At 44.6% G+C, this 21,471-nt stretch carries 18 protein-coding genes; 6 read left to right on the top strand and 12 right to left on the bottom strand.

Translation table 11 applies throughout. From position 1 onward, the window contains the following. Positions 1 to 48: 48 nt before the first annotated feature. Both mnmA and CKK33_RS14040 read right to left on the bottom strand, forming a co-directional pair. Complete coding sequence (gene mnmA, locus CKK33_RS14045; RefSeq protein ID WP_095704709.1) at positions 49 to 1,137, bottom strand: tRNA 2-thiouridine(34) synthase MnmA; 1,089 nt, start codon at positions 1,135 to 1,137, stop codon at positions 49 to 51. Positions 1,138 to 1,231: 94 nt separating this feature from the next. Then, positions 1,232 to 1,618 (bottom strand): helix-turn-helix domain-containing protein, encoded by a 387-nt coding sequence (locus CKK33_RS14040; protein ID WP_095704708.1) that lies wholly within the window; start codon positions 1,616 to 1,618, stop codon positions 1,232 to 1,234. 109 nt (positions 1,619 to 1,727) lie between these two features. On the opposite strand from CKK33_RS14040, the gene CKK33_RS14035 reads away from it, so the two are divergent. Next, a complete protein-coding gene (locus CKK33_RS14035) occupies positions 1,728 to 2,324 on the top strand; it encodes an FMN-dependent NADH-azoreductase (protein ID WP_095704707.1) in 597 nt (198 codons plus the stop codon). Positions 2,325 to 2,355: 31 nt separating this feature from the next. Here CKK33_RS14035 and CKK33_RS14030 read toward each other — a convergent pair whose 3' ends face one another. Continuing rightward, positions 2,356 to 3,603, bottom strand: a complete 1,248-nt coding sequence (locus CKK33_RS14030) for a glutamate-5-semialdehyde dehydrogenase (protein ID WP_095704706.1) — start codon at positions 3,601 to 3,603, stop codon at positions 2,356 to 2,358. Between the two features lie 2 nt (positions 3,604 to 3,605). Beyond that, positions 3,606 to 4,685, bottom strand: a complete 1,080-nt coding sequence (gene proB / locus CKK33_RS14025) for a glutamate 5-kinase (protein WP_095704705.1) — start codon at positions 4,683 to 4,685, stop codon at positions 3,606 to 3,608. 284 nt (positions 4,686 to 4,969) lie between these two features. On the opposite strand from proB, the gene CKK33_RS14020 reads away from it, so the two are divergent. Then, entirely contained in the window at positions 4,970 to 7,918 is a 2,949-nt protein-coding gene (locus CKK33_RS14020; protein ID WP_233138220.1) for a TonB-dependent receptor domain-containing protein, read from the top strand. A 176-nt stretch (positions 7,919 to 8,094) separates the two neighbouring features. Continuing rightward, positions 8,095 to 8,391, top strand: a complete 297-nt coding sequence (locus CKK33_RS14015; protein ID WP_095704703.1) for a hypothetical protein — start codon at positions 8,095 to 8,097, stop codon at positions 8,389 to 8,391. A gap of 39 nt (positions 8,392 to 8,430) precedes the next feature. Here CKK33_RS14015 and CKK33_RS14010 read toward each other — a convergent pair whose 3' ends face one another. Continuing rightward, complete coding sequence (locus CKK33_RS14010) at positions 8,431 to 9,417, bottom strand: hypothetical protein (RefSeq protein ID WP_233138219.1); 987 nt, start codon at positions 9,415 to 9,417, stop codon at positions 8,431 to 8,433. A gap of 229 nt (positions 9,418 to 9,646) precedes the next feature. Beyond that, positions 9,647 to 11,515, bottom strand: a complete 1,869-nt coding sequence (gene hscA, locus CKK33_RS14005) for a Fe-S protein assembly chaperone HscA (RefSeq protein WP_095704701.1) — start codon at positions 11,513 to 11,515, stop codon at positions 9,647 to 9,649. Between the two features lie 109 nt (positions 11,516 to 11,624). Between hscA and CKK33_RS14000 the strand changes: the two genes are divergently transcribed. Further along, positions 11,625 to 12,167: a hypothetical protein gene (locus CKK33_RS14000; protein ID WP_095704700.1), complete on the top strand. Its 543-nt coding sequence runs from the start codon at positions 11,625 to 11,627 to the stop codon at positions 12,165 to 12,167. A gap of 33 nt (positions 12,168 to 12,200) precedes the next feature. Then, on the top strand, positions 12,201 to 14,999 hold the full coding sequence (locus CKK33_RS13995) for a hypothetical protein (RefSeq protein ID WP_095704699.1): 2,799 nt from the start codon (positions 12,201 to 12,203) through the stop codon (positions 14,997 to 14,999). Positions 15,000 to 15,014: 15 nt separating this feature from the next. Here the strand turns inward: CKK33_RS13995 and CKK33_RS13990 are convergent, their stop codons facing one another. The 3 genes from CKK33_RS13990 to CKK33_RS13980 all read right to left on the bottom strand — a co-directional run bounded on the left by CKK33_RS13990 (position 15,015) and on the right by CKK33_RS13980 (position 17,412). Then, positions 15,015 to 15,779: a copper homeostasis protein CutC gene (locus CKK33_RS13990; RefSeq protein WP_095704698.1), complete on the bottom strand. Its 765-nt coding sequence runs from the start codon at positions 15,777 to 15,779 to the stop codon at positions 15,015 to 15,017. Positions 15,780 to 15,854: 75 nt separating this feature from the next. Next, entirely contained in the window at positions 15,855 to 16,880 is a 1,026-nt protein-coding gene (locus CKK33_RS13985; RefSeq protein WP_095704697.1) for a N(4)-(beta-N-acetylglucosaminyl)-L-asparaginase, read from the bottom strand. 106 nt (positions 16,881 to 16,986) lie between these two features. Then, positions 16,987 to 17,412 carry a DUF2007 domain-containing protein gene (locus CKK33_RS13980; RefSeq protein WP_095704696.1) on the bottom strand — a complete coding sequence of 142 codons (426 nt, stop codon included), beginning with the start codon at positions 17,410 to 17,412 and terminating at the stop codon, positions 16,987 to 16,989. Between the two features lie 51 nt (positions 17,413 to 17,463). On the opposite strand from CKK33_RS13980, the gene CKK33_RS13975 reads away from it, so the two are divergent. Next, the gene (locus CKK33_RS13975) at positions 17,464 to 18,417 is read left to right on the top strand and encodes a YafY family protein (protein WP_095704695.1); all 954 of its coding nucleotides are present in this window, start codon (positions 17,464 to 17,466) and stop codon (positions 18,415 to 18,417) included. Positions 18,418 to 18,431: 14 nt separating this feature from the next. Here CKK33_RS13975 and CKK33_RS13970 read toward each other — a convergent pair whose 3' ends face one another. The 3 genes from CKK33_RS13970 to CKK33_RS13960 form a co-directional block, all read right to left on the bottom strand. Then, positions 18,432 to 19,682 carry a sulfate adenylyltransferase subunit 1 gene (locus CKK33_RS13970; protein WP_095704694.1) on the bottom strand — a complete coding sequence of 417 codons (1,251 nt, stop codon included), beginning with the start codon at positions 19,680 to 19,682 and terminating at the stop codon, positions 18,432 to 18,434. A gap of 167 nt (positions 19,683 to 19,849) precedes the next feature. Then, positions 19,850 to 20,755 (bottom strand): sulfate adenylyltransferase subunit CysD, encoded by a 906-nt coding sequence (cysD, locus tag CKK33_RS13965; RefSeq protein WP_095704693.1) that lies wholly within the window; start codon positions 20,753 to 20,755, stop codon positions 19,850 to 19,852. Beyond that, positions 20,752 to 21,471, bottom strand: a complete 720-nt coding sequence (locus CKK33_RS13960; protein ID WP_255404601.1) for a phosphoadenylyl-sulfate reductase — start codon at positions 21,469 to 21,471, stop codon at positions 20,752 to 20,754. The genes cysD and CKK33_RS13960 overlap by 4 nt, the downstream gene beginning before the upstream one ends.

The following is a 21,471-nucleotide window of genomic DNA, read 5'->3' as shown; positions in this document are numbered from 1 at the left end:
AGATTGAATTAACATTACAACCTTATAACTTTTCAACCTTACAACAATCTACAACAAAAATCCTCCGCCAAGCAGATCGTTTCCTTCATAGAACACGGCCGACTGACCCGGAGCTATGCCTGATACCATGTGATCAAACGATACCTTCATATGGTCACCTATCTGCACAATTTTACTTTCGGCACCTGCATCTTTATAACGGATCTTGGTAACTGCGGCAAGCGGTTCCGTAATACTTTCGTATTTAATGAGATTAAGGTTACGCACCCAGGCTTCCTTACGTTGTAGCTCTTCTGCAGTGCCCAACACCACCGTATTGGTATCAGCCTGTATCTGAGTTACAAACATCGGCTGACCTAAAGCGATACCTAAACCCTTACGCTGCCCTATGGTATAGTATGGATATCCCTGATGTTTACCCACAACTGTACCATCGGTCAATACGAAATTACCCTGACCAATACGTTCATCTAAGTCTTGTACCTTATGGCGCAGAAAGGCGCGGTAATCATTATCAGGCACAAAACATATCTCGTAACTTTCGCTTTTGCCGGCAAGTTCCAACTGGCCCATATCAACCGCCATCTGGCGTATCTCGGGCTTAGAGAAACTACCCAGAGGGAATTTGGTACGCGCCAGGTTCTCCTGCGATACGCCCCAAAGTACATAGGATTGGTCCTTATTTTCGTCCATACCCTTTGATATCACGTAGCGGCCGTTATCCTGCTGGCGGATGTTGGCATAATGCCCCGTCGCGATAAACTCGCAGTCGAGTTTATCCGCACGTTTTAGAAGCGCTTCCCATTTAATGTGGGTATTGCAAAGCACGCATGGGTTCGGTGTACGGCCTGCCAGGTATTCGTCAACAAAGTTATCGATCACAAAGTCGCCAAACTCGTTACGGATGTCCAATATATAATGCGGGAAGCCATAACCAACGGCTAATGCACGGGCGTCGTTAATACTATCCAGGCTACAGCAACCGGTTTCTTTTGAGCTGCCGCCAGCAGAGGCGTAGTCCCAGGTTTTCATGGTAAGGCCTATTACCTCATATCCCTGTTCATGCAGCATAACCGCCGCTACAGAACTATCAACACCGCCACTCATGGCCACCAGGATTCTACCGTGCTTACTCATAATAGCTGCAAAGATAAGCTTTACTTATTGATAATGGCTGTGGGTAAGGTCAGTATAGGGTAAAATGGTGAGTTGTGAATAGTTGGATAGATGGTTAGTTGCTTACAGACGCTTTACTATCCTGTTTCATGTGCTCCACTATCCTTGCGCGGTGTTGGGTGCCCCATTCGCGTAAACTGTTGATGATAGGGTCGAGCGTTGCGGCGTAGGGCGTTATCTCGTAGGTTACCGTGACAGGTACAGTATTAAACACCTTGCGTTCAACAAACTCATTTAATTCCAGTTCGCGCAATTCTTTGGATAAAACTTTAGGTGTGATATCCACTAATGAGCGCTGTAATTCATTGAACCGCATAGGCCCATCGCGCAACAGAACGATCACCTGTATTTTCCACTTGCCGCTCAGCACGTAGAGCGTATCTCTTATGGCGCTAAGGGCGCCGTTACATTCGTTGCTGATGTGTTTTACCCCGGTTGACATACTTACAAAACTAACAACTATCCCGAAGGATAGTGCTATCCTTTGGGATAGTGATACCTTTTTAATAGTAGAGCGCTGTAGGTTTGCATGGTATCAAAAACGCAGAAAAATGAAAATATTACATCTGATATCAAGCCCGCGTGGCAACGAATCCGTTAGCATTAAACTGGGCAACGCGATTGTTGAAAAACTTTTGGCGGCCAACCCCGGTAGCACAGTTAAAACCCACGATCTTGTGAAATACCCCTTTCCACACCTGGAGGAGGCACACCTTGCATCTTTCTTTACACCGGCAGAACAACACACACCGGAGCTTGCCGAGGCGATAAAGCATTCTGATGAGGCTTTAAAAGAGTTATTCGATGCCGATGTGATTGTGATTGGCGCGCCTATGTATAACTTTAGTATCCCCTCAAGTTTAAAAGCATGGATAGATCATATCGTACGCGCACAGAAAACTTTCAGGTATGGGGAAAACGGACCGATTGGATTGGTTGAGGGTAAACGTGTGTACGTGGCAATCTCATCAGGCGGTGTTTACTCGGAAGGCAACCTTAAAGCCATAGATTTTATCGAGCCTTACATCAAAACGGTATTTGGCTTTTTGGGGATGACGAACATCAGTTTCCATCGTGCGGAAGGATTGAAAATTCCCGGCATACAGGAAACCGCGCTTGAGAAAGGCATCGCCTCTGTTGAAGTGTAATTAAAGGGAGCGGGATACAAGTCCCGCTCTTTTACCCTTGCCTTATCTGTCCCTTACCCTTTACTATCCACTTATAACTGGTGAGTTCATCTAAACCCATAGGTCCGCGGGCATGTAGCTTTTGGGTACTGATGCCAATTTCGGCCCCTAAGCCAAACTGCGCGCCATCGGTAAAGGCTGTTGAAGTATTTACATAAACGGCGGCCGCGTCTACACGGGTAAGAAAAGTCTCGATATTCAACTCATCTTCTGATATAATGGCCTCGCTGTGTTTTGAACTATACTGAGCAATGTGTTGCAAAGCCTCCTCAAGTGTATCGACAGTTTTTATTGCCATTTTCATGGATAAAAACTCTGTACCAAAGTGTGAAGACTGCGCTTCGTTAAGCAGCTCAGCAGGGTAGTGGCCATTAAGCGTTTCAAAGGCCCGTTTATCAGCAAATAATTCCACACCTTTTTTTGCTAAGGGTTCGGCGACGTGTATCAGATCGCCCAGGCGTTTGCTGTTGATGAGCAGGCAATCCAGCGCGTTACAAACGCTTACCCGGCGGGTTTTGGCATTGTCAATGATGGGTATGGCCTTTTGAAGGTCGCCGGTTTCATCCAGGTAGGTGTGTACGATACCTGCGCCGGTTTCAATGACCGGTACTTTACTGTTGCTTCGTACATGATCTATAAGCGATTGACTGCCACGGGGTATCAATACGTCCACATAACCAACCGCATTCAGTAACGCGTCGGTAGCCTGGCGGTCAGCAGGGAGCAGGATAGCCTTATCGGTATTTATATGATGTTTATTTAAAACAGCGTGTATAATGCTTATGATTGCCCGGTTAGAATAATCGGCATCGCTACCGCCTTTCAATATGCATACATTCCCGGTTTTAAAGCAAAGGGCAAATACATCTAAAGTAACGTTTGGCCTGGCTTCGTATATAACACCAACTACTCCAAGTGGAACGCTTATCTTTTTTATATCCAGTTGGTTGGGAAGCTTTTTTTCAAGTAAAATCTTACCTAGGGGGTGTGGTAACGAAGCCACATTACGTACATCGGCAGCGATGCCGCTGATACGGTCTGCGGTGAGCTTAAGCCGGTCGTACCGCGGGTCATTCTGATCCATCCGTTCCAGGTCACGCTGGTTCTCCTGCAAGAGAAAATCAGTATGTTCAACAACGGCATCAGCAATATCATTTAAAACACTGGCAATGAGCTGTTCAGCTAAAGTTGGCTCGTGCGATGCTGCCAGCGCTTTTTCAAAATACAGTTGATAGCTCATGGTTAAACCTGTAAGTATAAATAGTTGTAATGTACCAAAGGGCGCTGGTTCTTTTGGCCCGCGGTTTCACGGGCTTTTTCAGCACCATATTCTGCCAGTCCCCAACCTATCGGTTGCATATCCTGGTCAATTATTTTGATGATCTCGCCTTTCTTAAATTCTTCCAGAACGCTGGTAATACCAACGGGCAGTAAACTTGTTGCCCTGGTTCCTGTAAGCGCTTGTTTAGCGCCATCGTTGATCTGCACTATACCCTTAGCCATCGTTCCGGAATGTGCTATCCATTTCTTTTTACCCGACGCGAGTTTCGCGGGCACAAAGCGCGTATGTTCCACCTTGTTCTCCAGCACATCTGTAAGGATGTTATTGTGAGTACCATTGGCTATGTGAACGGCGATACCCAGCTTAGCTACTTTTTGTGCAATGGTTGATTTAGTGATCATGCCTCCACGGCCAAACTGCGATTTGCCGGCACTTACAAATGAGGCGAAATTGAGGTTGCCATTCTTTACTTCTGTAATAACAGATACACCCGGTAATTTAGGGTCGCCGTTGTAAATACCATTTACGTTGGTGAGCACAATTAATGCCTGCGCGTTCAGCATAGAAGCGATAAGGCCCGCCAACTCGTCATTATCTGTGAACATCAGCTCCGTTACCGATACTACATCGTTCTCATTAATTATTGGTATTACCTGGTGTTGGAGTAAGATCTCCATGCAGTTGCGCATATTCAAATAATGCGTCCTGTCCCTGAAATCTTCTTTAGTTACCAGTACCTGCGAACATATTATCTGGTGGCGTTCAAATAAGGCAGAGTAGGTATTAATAAGCTTTACCTGGCCAACAGATGCCAGCAATTGTCTGGCTGCTACCGCGTCGGCCTTTTCAGTTATTTTGATCATGCTTCGCCCCGAAGCCACCGCGCCTGATGATACGAGGATCACTTCAATCCCTTGCTTTTTTATCTCGGCGATCTGGTCAACCAGGTGTGCCAAACGTGCATGATCAGGCAGGCCATCAGCCTGTGTAATTACATTCGATCCAATTTTTACAATGATACGGCGGTAGGGGAAGGACATTAATGTATATAATTTTAGTAGACAATTATAGCAAATTATGCTGTTAAACACGTAAAACCTTGTGTCTTAAACTTTAAAAACCTGATTTTTCATAATTTTTTTGTCAGGATTAAAACAAATTATATTTTTGTCGAGTAATTCTATAGACAATGTATAAATTTTACTCCTTTTCATTGAACTTTAAAAGAACCATGCAGCTCCCGGTTGCCTGTTGTTGCTGTCGTTGATTTTACACACGGCAATTAACCATATCACTTTCATACACATATACCCCAACCCAATTCATGAAATCTTTTAAAAGTTTACTCAAACTTACTATACTTATTATATCATTTGCACCGATGGCTGCCGTGGCACAACTCAATGGCAGTTATGTATTGAGCGGTGCCGTAAAAGACGATCATGGCCAGCCTCTTGTAGCTGCAACAGTAACGGTTAAAGGTACTCAATACAGTACTTCAACAGATAGTGCCGGCCGTTTTTCCTTAACCACTAACGCCAAATTCCCTTTTACATTAAAATTTAGCGCTGTTGGCTATCAGGCGCAGGAGTTTGTTATCCGTAATGCAGGCAGCGCGGTAAACATTCAGCTAACTACGCAATCATTATTAATTAACGAGGTGGTAGTAACCGCTTCGCGCCGGGAGGAAAAGCTATTGAGGTCACCCGTAGCTATTGAAAAACTGAGCATAACCGCTTTAAAGCAATCGCCGGGCCCCAGCTTTTATGATGCGCTGGAGAATGTGAAGGGCGTACAAATGACCACCACCAGCATCACGCTTAAAGTGCCTAACACACGCGGGTTTAACAGCCCCAATAATTTCAGGTTTATGCAACTGGTTGATGGTGTGGATATGCAATCGGCAACCCTGGGCGTGCCGCTGGGTAATGCCATAGGCCCAACTGAGTTGGATATCGCCAGCCTGGAGATAACGCCGGGCGCCGCTGCCGCGCTATATGGTACCAACGCTATCAACGGGTTATCTAACTTATTTACCAAAGATCCTTTTAAAACACAGGGATTGAGCTTTTATCACCGCACGGGAGTGAATCATGTAGACGGTATTGGTTTGGACCCCAGCACCATCAACGAAACAGCTATACGTTACGCAAAGGCCTGGAACAACAAGTTTGCATTTAAGGTTAATGCCAGTTACCTAACCGGTACCGACTGGCAATCGAATACCCGTATAGACCAAAACCCAGGTAACCTTAAAACAGCAAACCCTGCTTATCCGGAATTAACAGGTGCAAACAACGCGGCATATGATGGCTGGAACAAATACGGCGACGACGCGCTTGCCGGCAGCAACACCGTATCTATTAAAGGTATTACTGTAAATGGGGTTGCAAGGCCTAACCTTACCGTGGCCCGTACCGGGTATAACGAGGTGGACCTGGTTGACCCTAAGGTAACCAACCTTAAACTCGACGGAACGCTGGCCTATAAATTTACGCCTGACCTGCAGTTATCTTATACCTACCGTTATGGCCGTATGGACGGCGTTTTTCAGCGGGGTAATAAAATATCGTTAAATGGCGCTACGGTACAAAACCATAAACTGGAGTTAAAAGGGACTGATTTTTTGGCGAGGGCGTATGAGTCGATTGAAAATACAGGTAATTCTTTTAACGTAAAGCCGCTTGCAGATAATCTTGATTTGAACCATGCCAGCAACAGCGTATGGGCTACAACTTACAAAAACGCGTTAACGGCTTATGCTAATGCCAATGGTGGACTGACCTCTGCTAACCTTGCCGCTGCCACACAGGCAGCGCGCACCGCCGCTGATGCCGGGAGGGTGGAGCCCGGCACCCCGGCTTTTGATGCCCTGCGCAAAACCATTATCGGCATTAATAACTGGGATATTAAATCAAGCCTTATTCCTGATGCACCGGTAACAGGCGGCGCGGCTTTATTGCAAAAAAGCCACATGTATAATGCCGACGCACAATGGGATCTTAGTAAAAAAGTGAAGTTTGTGGATCTCCTTGTGGGCGGAGATGTACGCGTGTACTCCATTATTCCCGATGGAAACAACTTTGTAGATTTCACTCGCTCTATTGCCGACCGTAACAAGCCGCTTGCCGATGGCAGCTTTGGTAATAATGTGATCTATAAGAAATACGGAGCATTTACACAAGTAACCAAGACCTTTTTTGAGGAAAAGCTCAAGTTATTCGGTTCAGTACGATGGGATTACAACCCCTACTTCGATCCGAAGTTTACACCGAGGCTGGCCGCGGTTTACTCGCCAAATACCAATCACAATTTCAGATTTACGTTCCAGAACGGATATCGCTTCCCGTCGTTATTTGAGGCTTTATCATATGTAAATAATGGGCGCGTTAAGCGCGTTGGCAGCCTCGAATTTATTAACGATGGTTTAGGCTATCTAAACAACAGCTACACGCAACAATCTGTTACGGCTTTTAATGCCGCGGTTAAGGCGCAATCTGCGACAGGCGACGATGCTACAGCTTTAAAGAACAGAAGTCTTTTGCAGGTGGCCGACTTGCCAAAAGCCCGGCCTGAACAAATAACATCCTATGAAGTAGGTTATAAAGGTATTTTCTTAGATAACAAGGTGTTTTTTGATATAGATGCCTACGCCAACCGTTATGATGGCTTTTTAGGCCAGGTGCAGGTTTTTGTACCTAACGGCACCACAGTAGGTACTGATGCAGCGGTTTTAGCCATGCTCGACATTAACCGCGACCCAACAACCGCTACCGCTAATAACGCGGCCAGCCAGGGGCAAAGCCGGTACCGTGTGTATACGAATGCCAAAAACGTATATCACAATTACGGTTCATCGGCCGGGTTAACCTATAATTTCTATAAACGCTATACTGTATCGGGCAACGTAAGTTTCAATAAGCTGAAAGCGCAGCAGGCATCAGATATTTTTGTTACCGGTTTCAATACACCTGAGTGGAGTGGTAATTTCTCTTTCGGTAACCGTGAAGTAGTTAAAAATTTCGGTTTCAACGTGGTGTACAAATGGCAGCGGGCATATTTATGGGAAAGCCCTCTGGTAACAGGCACTGTACCGGCAATACACACGGTTGATGCACAGGTAACACTGCGGGTACCCGTTTACTATGCTACGTTTAAATTAGGTGCAAGCAATGTATTTAATAAACGATACATACAGTATGCCGGAGGGCCTACTATAGGCGGCATTTACTACGCCTCAGTTACGCTGGATGGACTGCTAAGCGGCAAATAAGCAGATACACCGATTATTGATCAATTACAATACATGACTCTATTTTCTTTAGGTATAATTTAGTTTTTCTCAGAAAAAGCGGACGGGCGAGCTGTCTGCTTTTTCATTTTTATTTACCACTTACACGCAATTGGCATTGTATTGGCTATACTAACCATATTTAAAGACAGATACGTATGGATAAGTTAAAAAAGTTTGAATTGATGGAAAAGATCGTTCACGAGTTGGAAGATCTTAAGAACAGTAATCAGGCGTTGATACAAAAGATCACCAAGATAGAGGTAGATAACCTTGACCTTGGTAACAAACGATTAGAAAAAGACCTGCCTGATATGCACCAGCGTGTATCAGACAACCTGGATACCATTAGCAGCATATTAGATGATTTTGCCAGTCAAACAGAAGAGTTTAGCGACAAAAACAACATCGCTGCCCTAAAGGAACAGGAAGCTATTAATGAAGTAACTAAGTAATAATAAAAAATCCCCGAAAGGGGATTTTTTATTATTTAGCTATTGGTACTGGATATAAATGGGAGCGGGTTGCAGGCTCAATACTTCTTTAGGTGTCAGCATTCTGTTTGGCGCCTTTTTAATGTCGTTTTTATAAAAAAGCTTAAAGCCCGTAAACTGTACGGGTTCAGCGGCAACAAAATACTTGTATGTACCTTTCTTCAAATCAGGGCCACCCCAGCCATCCATATCCATTACAAATTGGATATTGCTGTCTAACTTAATGTTTTTGTAGTTGGTTACCATACGCTTAGTAAAGCGGTGCACCACAAATATTTTAGGCGGAAGGTTGTACTTGTCGCAAAGTTTGCTTAGGTATTTGGTTACATAGTTAATATCATCCGCGTCAAAAGTGCCTATACGTTTACCTGGTACACTGCCTTCCTTCATAGAAAATTCGGGGTCGATGCCGAAATGTACATTGGGCATTTTTAGATATTTCTCTAACAAAGGCAGTTCTTTCTGTACGGTGCTGTAGCCAACCTGTATATCCAGAAAAACCAGGGCATTAAGTGGCTTAGCCATCTCAATCACTTTGTCTATCTGGCTAAAGGGCATGCGCAGGTTATGCAAGCCGTTACTTCCGGCATCAGCCTGGGCGGTCACACATATGTAGTGCAGGGCCGGTTTAGCCGGAATCTTGGGATCCGCGGCTTCCCAGTTTTTGAGTTCGGCTTTTAGTTTATCCCTCATCACAGATGGTTCATACTGGCCAAGCACGCCCATATTTTTAGAATACATGTTGCCATAATAAGCTACTACCCTGTAAAATGGTAAAATAGCGCCGGGCTTGGGGTAAGGCGCGTTTTTCACGGGCCATTTACCTGTTTTATCGCCGTTTGCCAAATGAACCATTAAAGAGTCGTATCGTGCGGTATCGAGTTTAGCCGCCTTAAGCGTGCTATCCGGCTGGGTTGTTTGTGCTGATGCGGTAAATGATAGAGCCGCACAGCATATGGTTGCGGCAAATTTTAAGATGTTTTTCAAGTGCTTTAGTTTATAGATTGCTACAAATAACGCATTTTAATTGGATGAGTTTTGAAGGAATTTGAAAAGAAAGGTGCTTCGTTGCTACATGATATACTCCTGTCATGCTGAGCGATAGCGAAGCATCTGATCTACGACTTGTATAACGTACATTAAATTCTTCGCTATCGCTCAGAATGACAGGTTGTTTTTTTCTGTCAGCAAAAAAGCTTCTGGGATATACTAAAGGTTATTCTTCCGCACCATCAATACTCTTACCTTTCATAGCCGTCGCGATAGCCACATCCATAACCCGTTCTGCAAATGGGCGGGTAAGGTTATTCAGCTCATCAATTTTAGCGTGGATAAGGTCTTTGTCGCCTGATGATAGGGCAGCCTTCAGGGCTTCAGTGTATTGTTTGGTGTCGTTAGTTTCCTGTTCAGATAATAGCTGGCCGTTCTTTTCGAGGAAACGCTCAACGGTGTAGATCATCTGCTCCGCTTCGGTCTTGGCTTCGATCAGCATGCGGGCGTTAACATCATCTTTGGCGTTGGTAATGCTGTCCATTAGCATTTGCTCAACCAGGTCATCGGTAATGCCGTAAGCCGGTTTAACTTCCACTTCCTGTTTAACGCCACTCCTAAGCTCAATGGCCTGTACTTTAAGTATACCATCGGCATTTAGGATAAAGTTAATATCAACCTTCGGGAAACCTGCAGGCATTGCAGGTATACCCTTCAACTCAAATTCTGCCAGTTTTCGGTTTTCTTTGATCAGGTCGCGCTCGCCCTGGTAAACAGCAATTTTCATATTAACCTGGCCATCTTTAGAGGTGGTGTATTGACGGCCCGCTTTGGTAGGGATTTTTGAGTTGCGCGGAATAATGGTATCCATCAAACCACCCATGGTTTCAATACCTAACGAGAGCGGCGTAACATCCAACAGCAAAATATCGCTGCGGTTACCTGCTAAAACATCGGCTTGTATGGCTGCACCAAGCGCAACTACTTCATCTGGGTTTAAGTCATCGTGCACATTACGATCAAAAAACTCCGATACCATTTTCTTTACCAAAGCTGTACGCGTGCTGCCACCTACCATAACCACTTCGTCAATATCAGCAACAGTAAGTTTAGCATCTTTAAGCGCGTTTTGGCAACTGGTAATGGTTTGTTTTACTTTCAGAAGGATGAGTTCTTCAAAAGTATTGCGGTCAATCGTACACCAGATATCGCCCAACTGCTCATTAAATACACTTTGGTGAGAGAACGCTTTTTTAGCTTCTTCAGCCTTTAAGCGGAGGGCCTGAGTTAGTTCACGGTTATTAGCCAGTTCAGTTTTATCGAGGTTGTTTTTCTCGATCCAGTAATCGGCAATAGCGCGGTCAAAATCATCGCCACCCAGGAAGGTATCACCATTGGTAGACAGCACCTCGAAGATGCCATTCTGTATCTGTAAGATGGAAACGTCAAAAGTACCACCGCCCAGGTCATACACGGCAATGGTTTTAGTTTCTTCGGGGTTTAAGCCCAGTCCGTAAGCTAAACTTGCAGCGGTAGGTTCGTTAACAATGCGTAATACATCCAGCCCGGCCAGTTTACCTGCATCGCGGGTTGCCTGGCGTTGCGAATCGTTAAAATATGCCGGGACGGTTATCACCGCACGGGTAACGTTTGTTTTTAGCGCGTGCTCGGCACGCTCTTTTAGTTCTTTTAATATCAGGCCGGATAGCTCGATAGGGGTATAAAACTTATCACCTACCTTGATTTTTACCAGGCTTTCGGTATCATCATCTATCACTTTATAGCTGAAAAAACTTTGATAATCTTTTACATCGGCATAAGAACGGCCCAGTAAACGTTTAACAGAAAATATGGTGTTCTGCGGATCGTTGATCAGGAATTCTTTGGCTTCGTTACCAACCGTAATATCGCCCGTAGGGCTAAAATGCACCACCGATGGTACCAACACGCCCTTACCCGCGTCGTTTATCACACGAGGGTTTTTATCCGGGTCGATAAATGCGACCAGCGAATTGGTAGTACCCAAATCAATGCCTACAATAATATCTTCTTTTTGTATAGAACCCGTTGCCAGGTTAATAGAAACTTTAGCCATGGTAAAATTTTACAGGGCAAATGTACTTAGTTTTAGGGCAAGGAGTGTCATTTGGATTTCGGATTTACGATTTTAGACGATATTGAAATTTCTATTTATATTTAAAATCATGATTCAAATAAAAAAGGGATTAAAAGGAGTTTGGTCTATATTAAAATTGACATTTTCGATAATTTTTAGAATCCGATATTTCAAAATTTTCTTTTCGATAATAGGTGTTGTCTTGATATCCATAGTAGGCGGAAATTTTGCGAAGTTTACAACTTACTTTTTTACGAAAACTGTCATAGATGTGCAAAAATTAATAACTTATGGTGTAGTTGCACAATTTTCTTTAGCCAGCGTTATATTCAGTTGGAGCACCGCTTTAGACAGAAACAATGACAAAGAAAATTCAGAAACCCTTGTTAGCATAGCTGGTAATTGTGTTATGGCCGGCGTGACTTTACTATTGTCTGCATTTTTATATTATATGACTATTTTTCAAAAGGAAGTCAAACTTTCACCAGATTCAATTGAAAACGAGTTAACATTATTGGTGCCAGCTTTTGTACTATTCATTATAGGTTCTTTTATATTTTTTGTATCCATGTATAGACTACTGATAGTGTATTTATATAAATTATCAATCCTTAAAGATCGACTCAACTAAAAATAAATAGCAAATTATTACTTTCACCATTTGATGAAGCGATTATTGCTGCCCCTGTTATTGTTAACTGTCACGTTTGCCAAAGCGCAACAATTTGGCGGTAACCCGCCATCCATCAAATGGAAGCAAATAAAAACTCCTGAAACGCGGGTGATATTTTCACAAGGGATGGATAGTGTGGCACAGCATGTGGCGGCTACCATTATGCAGATGAACAACCTGATAAAGCCGACCATTGGTTTTAAGCAAAGGCAGGTAAACATTGTGCTGCAGAACCAAACCACGGTATCAAACGCGTACGTGGGATTAGCGCCTTTCCGGAGCGAATTTTACTTAACACCATCGCAAAATAGTTTTGATGTTGGCAGCCTGCCCTGGTGGCAGCAACTGGCCATACATGAGTTTAGACACGTGCAGCAATACAATAATTTTAATGTAGGCTTCTCGCGGGTGCTTCGGGTGGTATTTGGCGAAGGCGGGCAAGCCCTGGGCAACGCCATGACGGTGCCTGACTGGTTCTTTGAAGGCGATGCCGTGTTTAATGAAACGCTGGTAAGCAACCAGGGCAGGGGCAGGCTGCCATATTTCTTTAATGGCTATCGTTCACTTTGGGCGGCCGGGAAGGATTATAGCTGGATGAAGCTTCGCAACGGCTCATACCTCGATTTTACGCCCAATCATTATCCGTTGGGTTACATGATGGTAGCTTACGGGCGCGAAAAATATGGTGATGTGTTCTGGAAAAATGTTACACATGATGCAGCGGCTTTCAAAGGAGTTTTTTATCCATTGCAAGGAGCAATCAAAAAGTATTCGGGACAAAACTATACCGGGTATCGCAATAGTGCCCTTGATTATTTTAAGGAAGAATATAAAGATGACGCACGGGTAAAATTAAAAAGCAAACACTTTGTGGCTGATGAAGAGTATCCGGCTTATGTGAATGATAGCACTTTGGTCTACCTGCGTACTGCATACAACCATATACCAATGTTTGTGATCCGGGAGGGTAGGAAAGAAAGGTCGATCGCTGTAGAAAGCGTAACCAATGACAACTATTTTAATTACGGAAATGGTGAAATAGTATACAGTTCTTACCGGCCCGATCTGCGTTGGGGGTATCGAAACTATGGGGAATTGCGCGTTTTAAATGTCGCAACCGGTAAAGAACGTTTACTTACACGGAAAACCAAATACTTTGCACCGTCATTCAGCGGTGATAACAAAACCATAGTTGCTGTAGATGTACCTGCAACGGGACTAAGCAAGTTATATTTGCTTGATGCACAAAGTGGCAAACTGCTCACCGGCATTCCAAACCCTGACCACCTGTTTTATACCTACCCTAAATTTTACGGTGCAGGCCAGATCATAGCCGCTGTACGAAACAACAAGGGTGAGATGAGCCTTGCTATGATAGATACAAAAACCGGCAGCAACACCTATCTATTGCCATTCAGTTACGAGCCGGTTGCGTTTCCGCAGGTTAAAGGTGATACCGTATATTTCAGTAAAACCAATGGCAAAAACGATGAGCTTTTTGCTATAAATATTAAAACCCGGCAAGTGTTTAGCATAGCGGGAGCTCCAAAAGGTTTGATAGGATACTACCAACCGAACTTATCTAATGCCAGGATGGCTTTTACCACATTCACAGCAAACGGGTACCAGGTAAAGCAAACAGCCTTAGATAGTATTAAGCTAATTGCAACACCATTGAGCGTTAAGCCCTCTGATATGGGCATTGCGGCACTTGAAAGGGATAGCGCAAGCCATTTTCTTAATGATGCGAAACCGCAGCAGTTTGCAGAGACAAAATACAGCAAAGCGCATGGCTTGTTCAACTTTCATAGCATATTCCCAACCATTAACGACCCCAACTATTCACTTGAACTTGCCGGGCAGAATATATTGAACACGCTGCAATCCAGCCTGCTGTTTAACTACAACCGCGATGAGGGCTACAAGCAAATAGGGTACGAGGCTACTTACGGAGGCTTATTTCCCTATATTTCTGCAGGGGGAAGTTATATCATAGACCGTCGTGGATTTTATAAAGGCAATAGTATTTACTATAATGAAACCACATTACAGGCGGGCCTGCAATTGCCATTTAATTTAAGTGCAGGGAAAGATTATACACGTTTTTCTGTAGGAAGCAGTATCAATTATAGCCGTAACACCTTTCAGCAAGCCTATCGTAGCATGTTTAAAGATGGCGATTATACCTACGTGAGCAATACGTTTAACTTTAGCCACCAGATACAGCAGGCACGTCAGCAAATTAATCCCCGCTTTGCACAAAGTTTAACGGTTAACTACAAAACAGCTCTGCGGGGTAAGGAGGCATCGCAGTTATTGGCGGTTGGCTCACTTTATCTGCCCGGGATGTCTATAAACCATAGCCTCGTGATCAGCGGCGCCTATCAACAAAAAGGTAAAAATAACACGATAGGCTTCTCTAATGATTTTCCGTTCTCATACGGTTATACGGCGGAAAGCCTCGACCGCATGCAGCGCATAGCTGCCAACTATCATTTTCCTTTGGCTTACCCGGATGCCGGGTTGGGTAACATTATATACTTTTTGCGTTTACGCGGCAATTTGTTTTTCGACTATACACACGCCACGGCTGATAACTTATTTGTAAGCGGTGTTAAGTTCAAAGGCGATTTCAGGTCGGCTGGTGGCGCTATTTTCTTTGATACCCGCTGGTTCAACCAGGGCGCGGTATCTTTCGGCATACGTTACAGCCGATTACTTGATGCTGATATTTTTGGAGGCACCGGGCGTAACAGGGTTGAGGTTGTTTTGCCGGTAACGATATTTTAAACTATTGGTGTAAGGCTATTTATTAGCTTCAGCCAATATACGTCTCACCTTATCGGCGTCTGTAAAATCGAGGCTAAATTCATCTGCCATACCAACGCTCATTAAAATATGATCATTTTTATATTGCATGCCGCTTTTTTTGCTGCTTCTGGCTGATGAGTGTACTTCGGTAACTTTGGTGAAATGAACCAGGTGGGCCACGTTACTTTCAGTAATACCGCTACCCGCCATAATAGTGATACGGCCGGCGGCGTTATCAACTAGGCTGGCCAGGTGCGTAGCACCTTCCATAGCCGTTGTTTTTCCACCCGAAGTGAGTATACGCTCGCAGCCTATGTCAATAATATCCTCTAAAGCCCGCAACTGATCATTACACATGTCAAACGCACGGTGGAAGGTTACGCCTAAGCCACGCTGGGTGGCCAAATCAACCAGTTGCTTACAGCGTTCTTTATCAATACTACCGTCAGGTTTAAGCATGCCAATTACCACACCATCGCAACCTACATCAGCGCAACTGATAATATCCGCCTTCATGATCTCAAACTCCAGGTCGCTATACAAAAAATCTCCTCGACGGGGACGTATAAGCACATAAAGCTGGATGTTCAAATGCTTGCGGGCCAGTAATATCTGCCCAATGGATGGAGTAGTGCCTCCTTCAGCAAGATTTTCACAAAGTTCAACACGAATGGCGCCGCCTTCCTGAGCCGCTATGGCTGACGTTGCCGAGTTGGCGCATACTTCGAGTTTGATATGTTGAGATTGTTCAGAAATCATAGAGAAAATAAGGCAACAAGCATTTAAAACTCATTAGTATCAAATAAGTTTTAGTGAGCTATTTGTAGCTGTTGTTTATTTATGGTTAGCGTCTTTGTAAAAAAACTTACCGGGAACAAGCAGGTCCTGTTTGTTTTGGTCGCACACGGCATATGAAAAGCCATCTTGTAATGCATAAGCACCATATTCGCCTTTTTTATTGATGGCCAGGAAACCTACCTGTATCTGTTTGGCTATTTCGGGCTTCTTTTTAATAATACGTTGTACGGCTTCTTTGCAGGCATTCTCAGGCGAATAGCCCTGGCGCATTAGTTCAACCACCAGGAAACTACCCACATTACGTATCACCTCCTCACCAACGCCGGTAGAGGTAGCGCCACCAACTTCGTTATCAACATATAAGCCGGCACCAATAATAGGGCTGTCGCCTACACGGCCATGCATTTTAAACGCCATGCCGCTGGTAGTACAGGCACCGCTGATATTTCCTTTGGCATCAAGCGCCAGCATACCTATGGTATCGTGGTTGTACTTGCTGCCCTGCGTACGTTGCTTGTTTTCGATATTCATTACCGGCGAATACTTGGCTGTTTTAAGCCATTCTTTCCAGGCTTTGCGTGATTCATCCGTTAATAGTTCTTCGGCTTTAAAACCCTGTTCAATGGCAAACTGTCGGGCGCCATCGCCAACCAACATTACGTGAGGTGTTTTATCCATCACTAAACGGGCTACAGAAATAGGGTGCGCGATGTTTTCTATAGCTGCTACAGAACCGCAGTTACCATACTCATCCATAATGCACGCATCAAGCGTCACGTGGCCATCCCTGTCGGGGTAACCTGCACGGCCAACCGTATGGTTATGCATGTCGGCTTCAGGTACGCGCACACCCGCCTCAACGGCATCAACCGCCCGGCCGCCTTTTTGTAAAACTTTCCATGCTTCCTTATTGGCAGCTACGCCAAAATCCCAGGTAGAAATGACTATGGGGTAATTAGTGGGTACTGGTGCATCTATGCTTTTTGCTTTAACAGATCTTGAAATAGCAGCTACAGAAGCGGTTGCGGCAGAAAGTTTTAAAAATTTACGGCGGTTAAACATGACGTTAAATATAACAATAGCCAATAGAGTAGCGCTAATGTATCAGTTTTTATACAATTATTGTTTATAGCTAATTCCTCTACACGAATAATTGGGTTTAAAACGCTTAATCAAAATTCTGCTGGCAATTGTTGCAATGCCACTGTTCCGGACCTTTAAATGTGAACATACTGGTTAATGCAGACAGCAAGCCAGAGCCGCCTCCGTCCTGTTGCAGATGAGTTACATTGGTAGAGGCGCAATAGGGGCAAACTACGGCCTGGTCGTGTTCATCTGTTTCCACATGGTCTTGTTCATGCAGGTCAGGCTCACCTGCAAGTATTTCGCGGCAACGTTCCAGGTCGCGTTCAAATATTTTGAGCTTAATGCCCCCAACGGCAGTATTTAAAAGCGGGTTGGCGGCAATCACGTTATCATCAGCAATAAAACAGGGTATACCGTTATCTTCCAGGCGGGTACGCACAATATGCGCCAGCATTGGGTCATAATAACGCTCAAAGGTGATTATCTTATCGTCGGTATCGCTTGCCATAGGTATTTAAGATTTTTACTAAGGTAGTTAGTTTTTTGCTTAATTTGAGGCATGAACCGTATTGATCGTATTTCGGCTATACTTATACAATTGCAATCGCGCAGAGTGGTAAAGGCCGGGGATATTGCCTCGCGCTTTGGAATAAGCCTTAGAACCGTATACCGTGACATACGCACACTGGAAGAAGCTGGTGTGCCGGTAATTGGCGAAGCCGGTATTGGCTACTCACTGGTTGATGGGTACCGTTTGCCGCCCATTATGTTTACGCGTGAAGAAGCAACAGCCTTTTTAACGGCCGAAAAATTTGTAGAAAAATTAACGGATGTTTCCACTACGGCCCACCACCGGTCGGCCATGTATAAAATAAGGGCGATATTGAAAACCGCTGAAAAAGACCTGCTGGATACCATGGAAGGTAGCATCGAGGTATTAAAAAGTAGATCGCAGCGGCAAATAGACAATCAGGATCATATCCAAACCATTCTTAACGGCATCATTAACAAAAGTGTGCTTTGTATTGAATACCTGGCCGGGTATATGCAAACCTACAGCAGGCGTGAAATAGAACCCGTTGGCATTTTTTACCTGGATAGTTACTGGCACCTTATCGCTTATTGCCGTTTGCGCAGCGATTACCGTGATTTCCGGCTCGACAGGATCAGAGAATTAAATATTACTGATAGTAAATTTGAAGGCAAGCACCCTTTATTGAAGGATTATATTGCGCAAACTGCTTCCGAGCATCATCTGGAAACCATCATCATACGGGTTGACAAAAAGATGCTGCCCTACATTAACGAGCAGAAATACTATAACGGCTTTGTATCTGAAGTTGACGCGGGCGACCAGGTAGAGATGACATTTTTAACCACATCGCCCGGTTATATTGCCCGCTGGTTTTTAATGTTCGGCGACCAGGCAGAAATTATCTCTCCGCCGGATGTTATTAAACGGGTAACCGAACTGGTGGAAAATATCACCAGGCGAAACGTCTTACCTGTTTAACTTAAACATTGTTTTTACTCTGCTGATTGCCTGAGCATTAATGCGCCTACCGTAACGTTGGTACGGCTATCGATGATGATGGCGCCACCATTCGCTTTGTTTTCCTGGTAAGGGTCAAAAGCCAAGGGTTCAGCAGTTTTGATGACCACACGGCCTATATCATTCAGTTTAAAATCTTCATCAAAATCCTTTTCAAGGGTGTTGATATTCACCTTGTAAAGTATCTCGCGTATTTTGCAACGCACCGTTTTGGTGTTATGTTGTACCAGGTAAGTTAGCGAAGTGTCTAAGCCTCGGGTATCCATCCAGCACAGGTCGGCTTCAATGGCGCTGCTCAATTGCGGCTCTCCGGCGCTGTTCACGATCAGGTCGCCACGACTGATATCGATGTTATCCTTTAAATGAACCGTTACCGACATGCCCGCTAAGGCCTCTGCCGGCTCTTTATCATACATCTCTATTTTAGATATGGTAGAAGTAAAGCCCGATGGCAGTATAGTTACCTTATCGTTCACCTTAAAAGCACCGCTGGCTACACGGCCGGCATAGCCGCGATAATCATGCAGCTCATCAGTTTGCGGGCGCACCACCCATTGTACCGGCAGGCGAGCATGAGCAGCTGTGTTATCGCGGTTTACCTCAACGGTTTCCAAATGTTGTAATAGATTATCACCTGTATACCAACTCATTGTAGTAGATGGATAAACAATATTGTCGCCCTTGAGCGCGCTCACCGGGATAAAGGTAACATCTGTTATACCTAACTTCGCAGCTATCTTTTGATAATCAGCAACGATACTGTTGAATGTATCTTCGCTATAATCTACCATATCCATTTTATTGATGGCGATAACCACTTTCTGGATCTGCAGCAGCGATACCAAAAAGGAGTGACGCGTAGTTTGCTCAACCACGCCCTTACGCGCGTCAATCAGGATAATAGCCAGATCGGCATTGCTGGCACCTGTAACCATGTTACGGGTATACTGGATATGACCTGGAGCATCGGCAATAATAAATTTCCGCTTATCGGTCTCGAAGTATTTATAGGCCACATCAATGGTGATGCCCTGCTCACGCTCGGCTTTGAGGCCGTCGGTTAAAATAGCCAGGTCGATGGTACCATCATCATTTTTACGGTTAGATGCATGCAGGGCTTCCAACTGGTCGGCCAGTATGGCGTCGCTATCATATAGCAACCTGCCTATAAGCGTACTCTTACCGTCATCAACACTACCTGCCGTTATAAATTTTAGTATATCCATTATTGGATTTCAGATTTTAGATTTACGATTTTAGATTGATGAAAACTTTATCAGTCTACATTATTGGACTTTAGATTTACGATTTTAGATTTTTTTGCTTGATTAAATTTTTGAATTCAGGTTTTACGAAAAGACTAAATCCGAAATCTTAAACCGCATATCTAAAATCAAAAATATCCCCCTTTTTTTCTCTCTTCCATAGCCGCCTCGCTTACTTTATCGTCCATGCGGGCGCCGCGCTCGCTTATTTTTGATTCGGCTATCTCGTTGATGATATCATCTATCTCAAAAGCATATGATTCAACCGCTGCGGTACAGGTCATATCACCTACGGTGCGGAAGCGGACGTTTTTACGTGTGACTACATCTTCTTCATCCATATTCAGGAATGGCGATGCCGCCATTAGCTGGCCGTTACGGGTGATACAATCGCGCTGATGCGCAAAGTAAATGGTAGGCAAGGGAATGTTTTCCCTGCGGATGTAATTCCACACATCCAGTTCCGTCCAGTTACTTATGGGGAACACGCGTACGTTCTCGCCTTTGTGGATCTTACCGTTGTAGATATTCCAAAGCTCGGGGCGCTGGCGTTTTGGATCCCACTGGCCAAACTCATCACGTACCGAAAAAATGCGTTCCTTGGCACGGGCTTTCTCCTCATCGCGGCGGGCACCACCTATACAGGCGTCAAAGCCATGCTTGGCAATAGTGTCCAGCAGCGTTACGGTTTGTAATGCATTCCGACTGGCATTTTTACCCTTTTGCTCTATCACCTTACCTTCATCAATACTATCCTGCACATGACCGATGATCAGTTTTTCGCCGATACGCGCGATCATTTCATCACGGTACTGGATGGTTTCTTCAAAGTTGTGGCCGGTATCAATATGTACCAGCGGAAAAGGGAACTTACCCGGCCTAAAGGCCTTAATTGCCAGGTGCACCAGTGTAATGGAGTCTTTCCCACCGGAAAACAGCAGTGCAGGTTTTTCAAACTGCCCGGCAACTTCGCGCAAAATATATATAGCCTCGGCCTCTAATTCGTCCAGGTAATCTAAACGGTTTCTGCTCATTCTTTTAAATCATTTAAAGTAGCTGCATGCAGGCCACATTCTTTCTTACTTTGGTCTTCCCACCACCAGCGGCCGGCCCTGAAATCCTCTCCAGGTTGTACCGCACGGGTGCAGGGCTGGCAGCCTATGCTTGGGAAACCCCTGTCATGCAATGTATTGTATGGTATATTGTATTGTTTGATGTAAGCTTTCACATCATCTAATGTCCATGAGAAAATAGGGTGGAACTTGATTAGCTGGTTAACCTCGTCCCATTCCACATCGCTCATTTCTTCACGGTTGGGCGATTGCTCTGCACGTATGCCGGTTATCCAGCACTGATTCCCTTTTAAGGCGCGATGAAGCGGCTCTATCTTCCTGATACCACAGCATTCCTTACGGTTAGCTACAGATTCATAAAAGCTGCTTGGGCCTTTAGCATTTACCATCGCTTCCAACTTGTTATTATCAGGGTAGTAAGCGTATATGGGCTGGTTATATATTTCCATGGTACGGTTCCACACATAGTAGGTTTCTGGAAACAAACGGCCGGTTTCCAGAGTAAAAACCTTAATGGGGACATCATTGGTGAATATCATGTGCGATATCACCTGGTCTTCCCAGCCAAAACTGGTTGAGAAAACGATCTCTCCCGGAAACAGCGCGGCCAAAGCCTGCAACGCCGCCATAGGGTCTTTATCTTTTACCAGTTGCGATATGTAAGAAGTATCTGCCAC

The sequence above is a fragment of the Mucilaginibacter sp. MD40 genome (assembly GCF_002288635.1).
Taxonomy (GTDB): Bacteria; Bacteroidota; Bacteroidia; order Sphingobacteriales; family Sphingobacteriaceae; genus Mucilaginibacter.
This window is presented reverse-complemented; position numbering and strand designations above follow the sequence as displayed.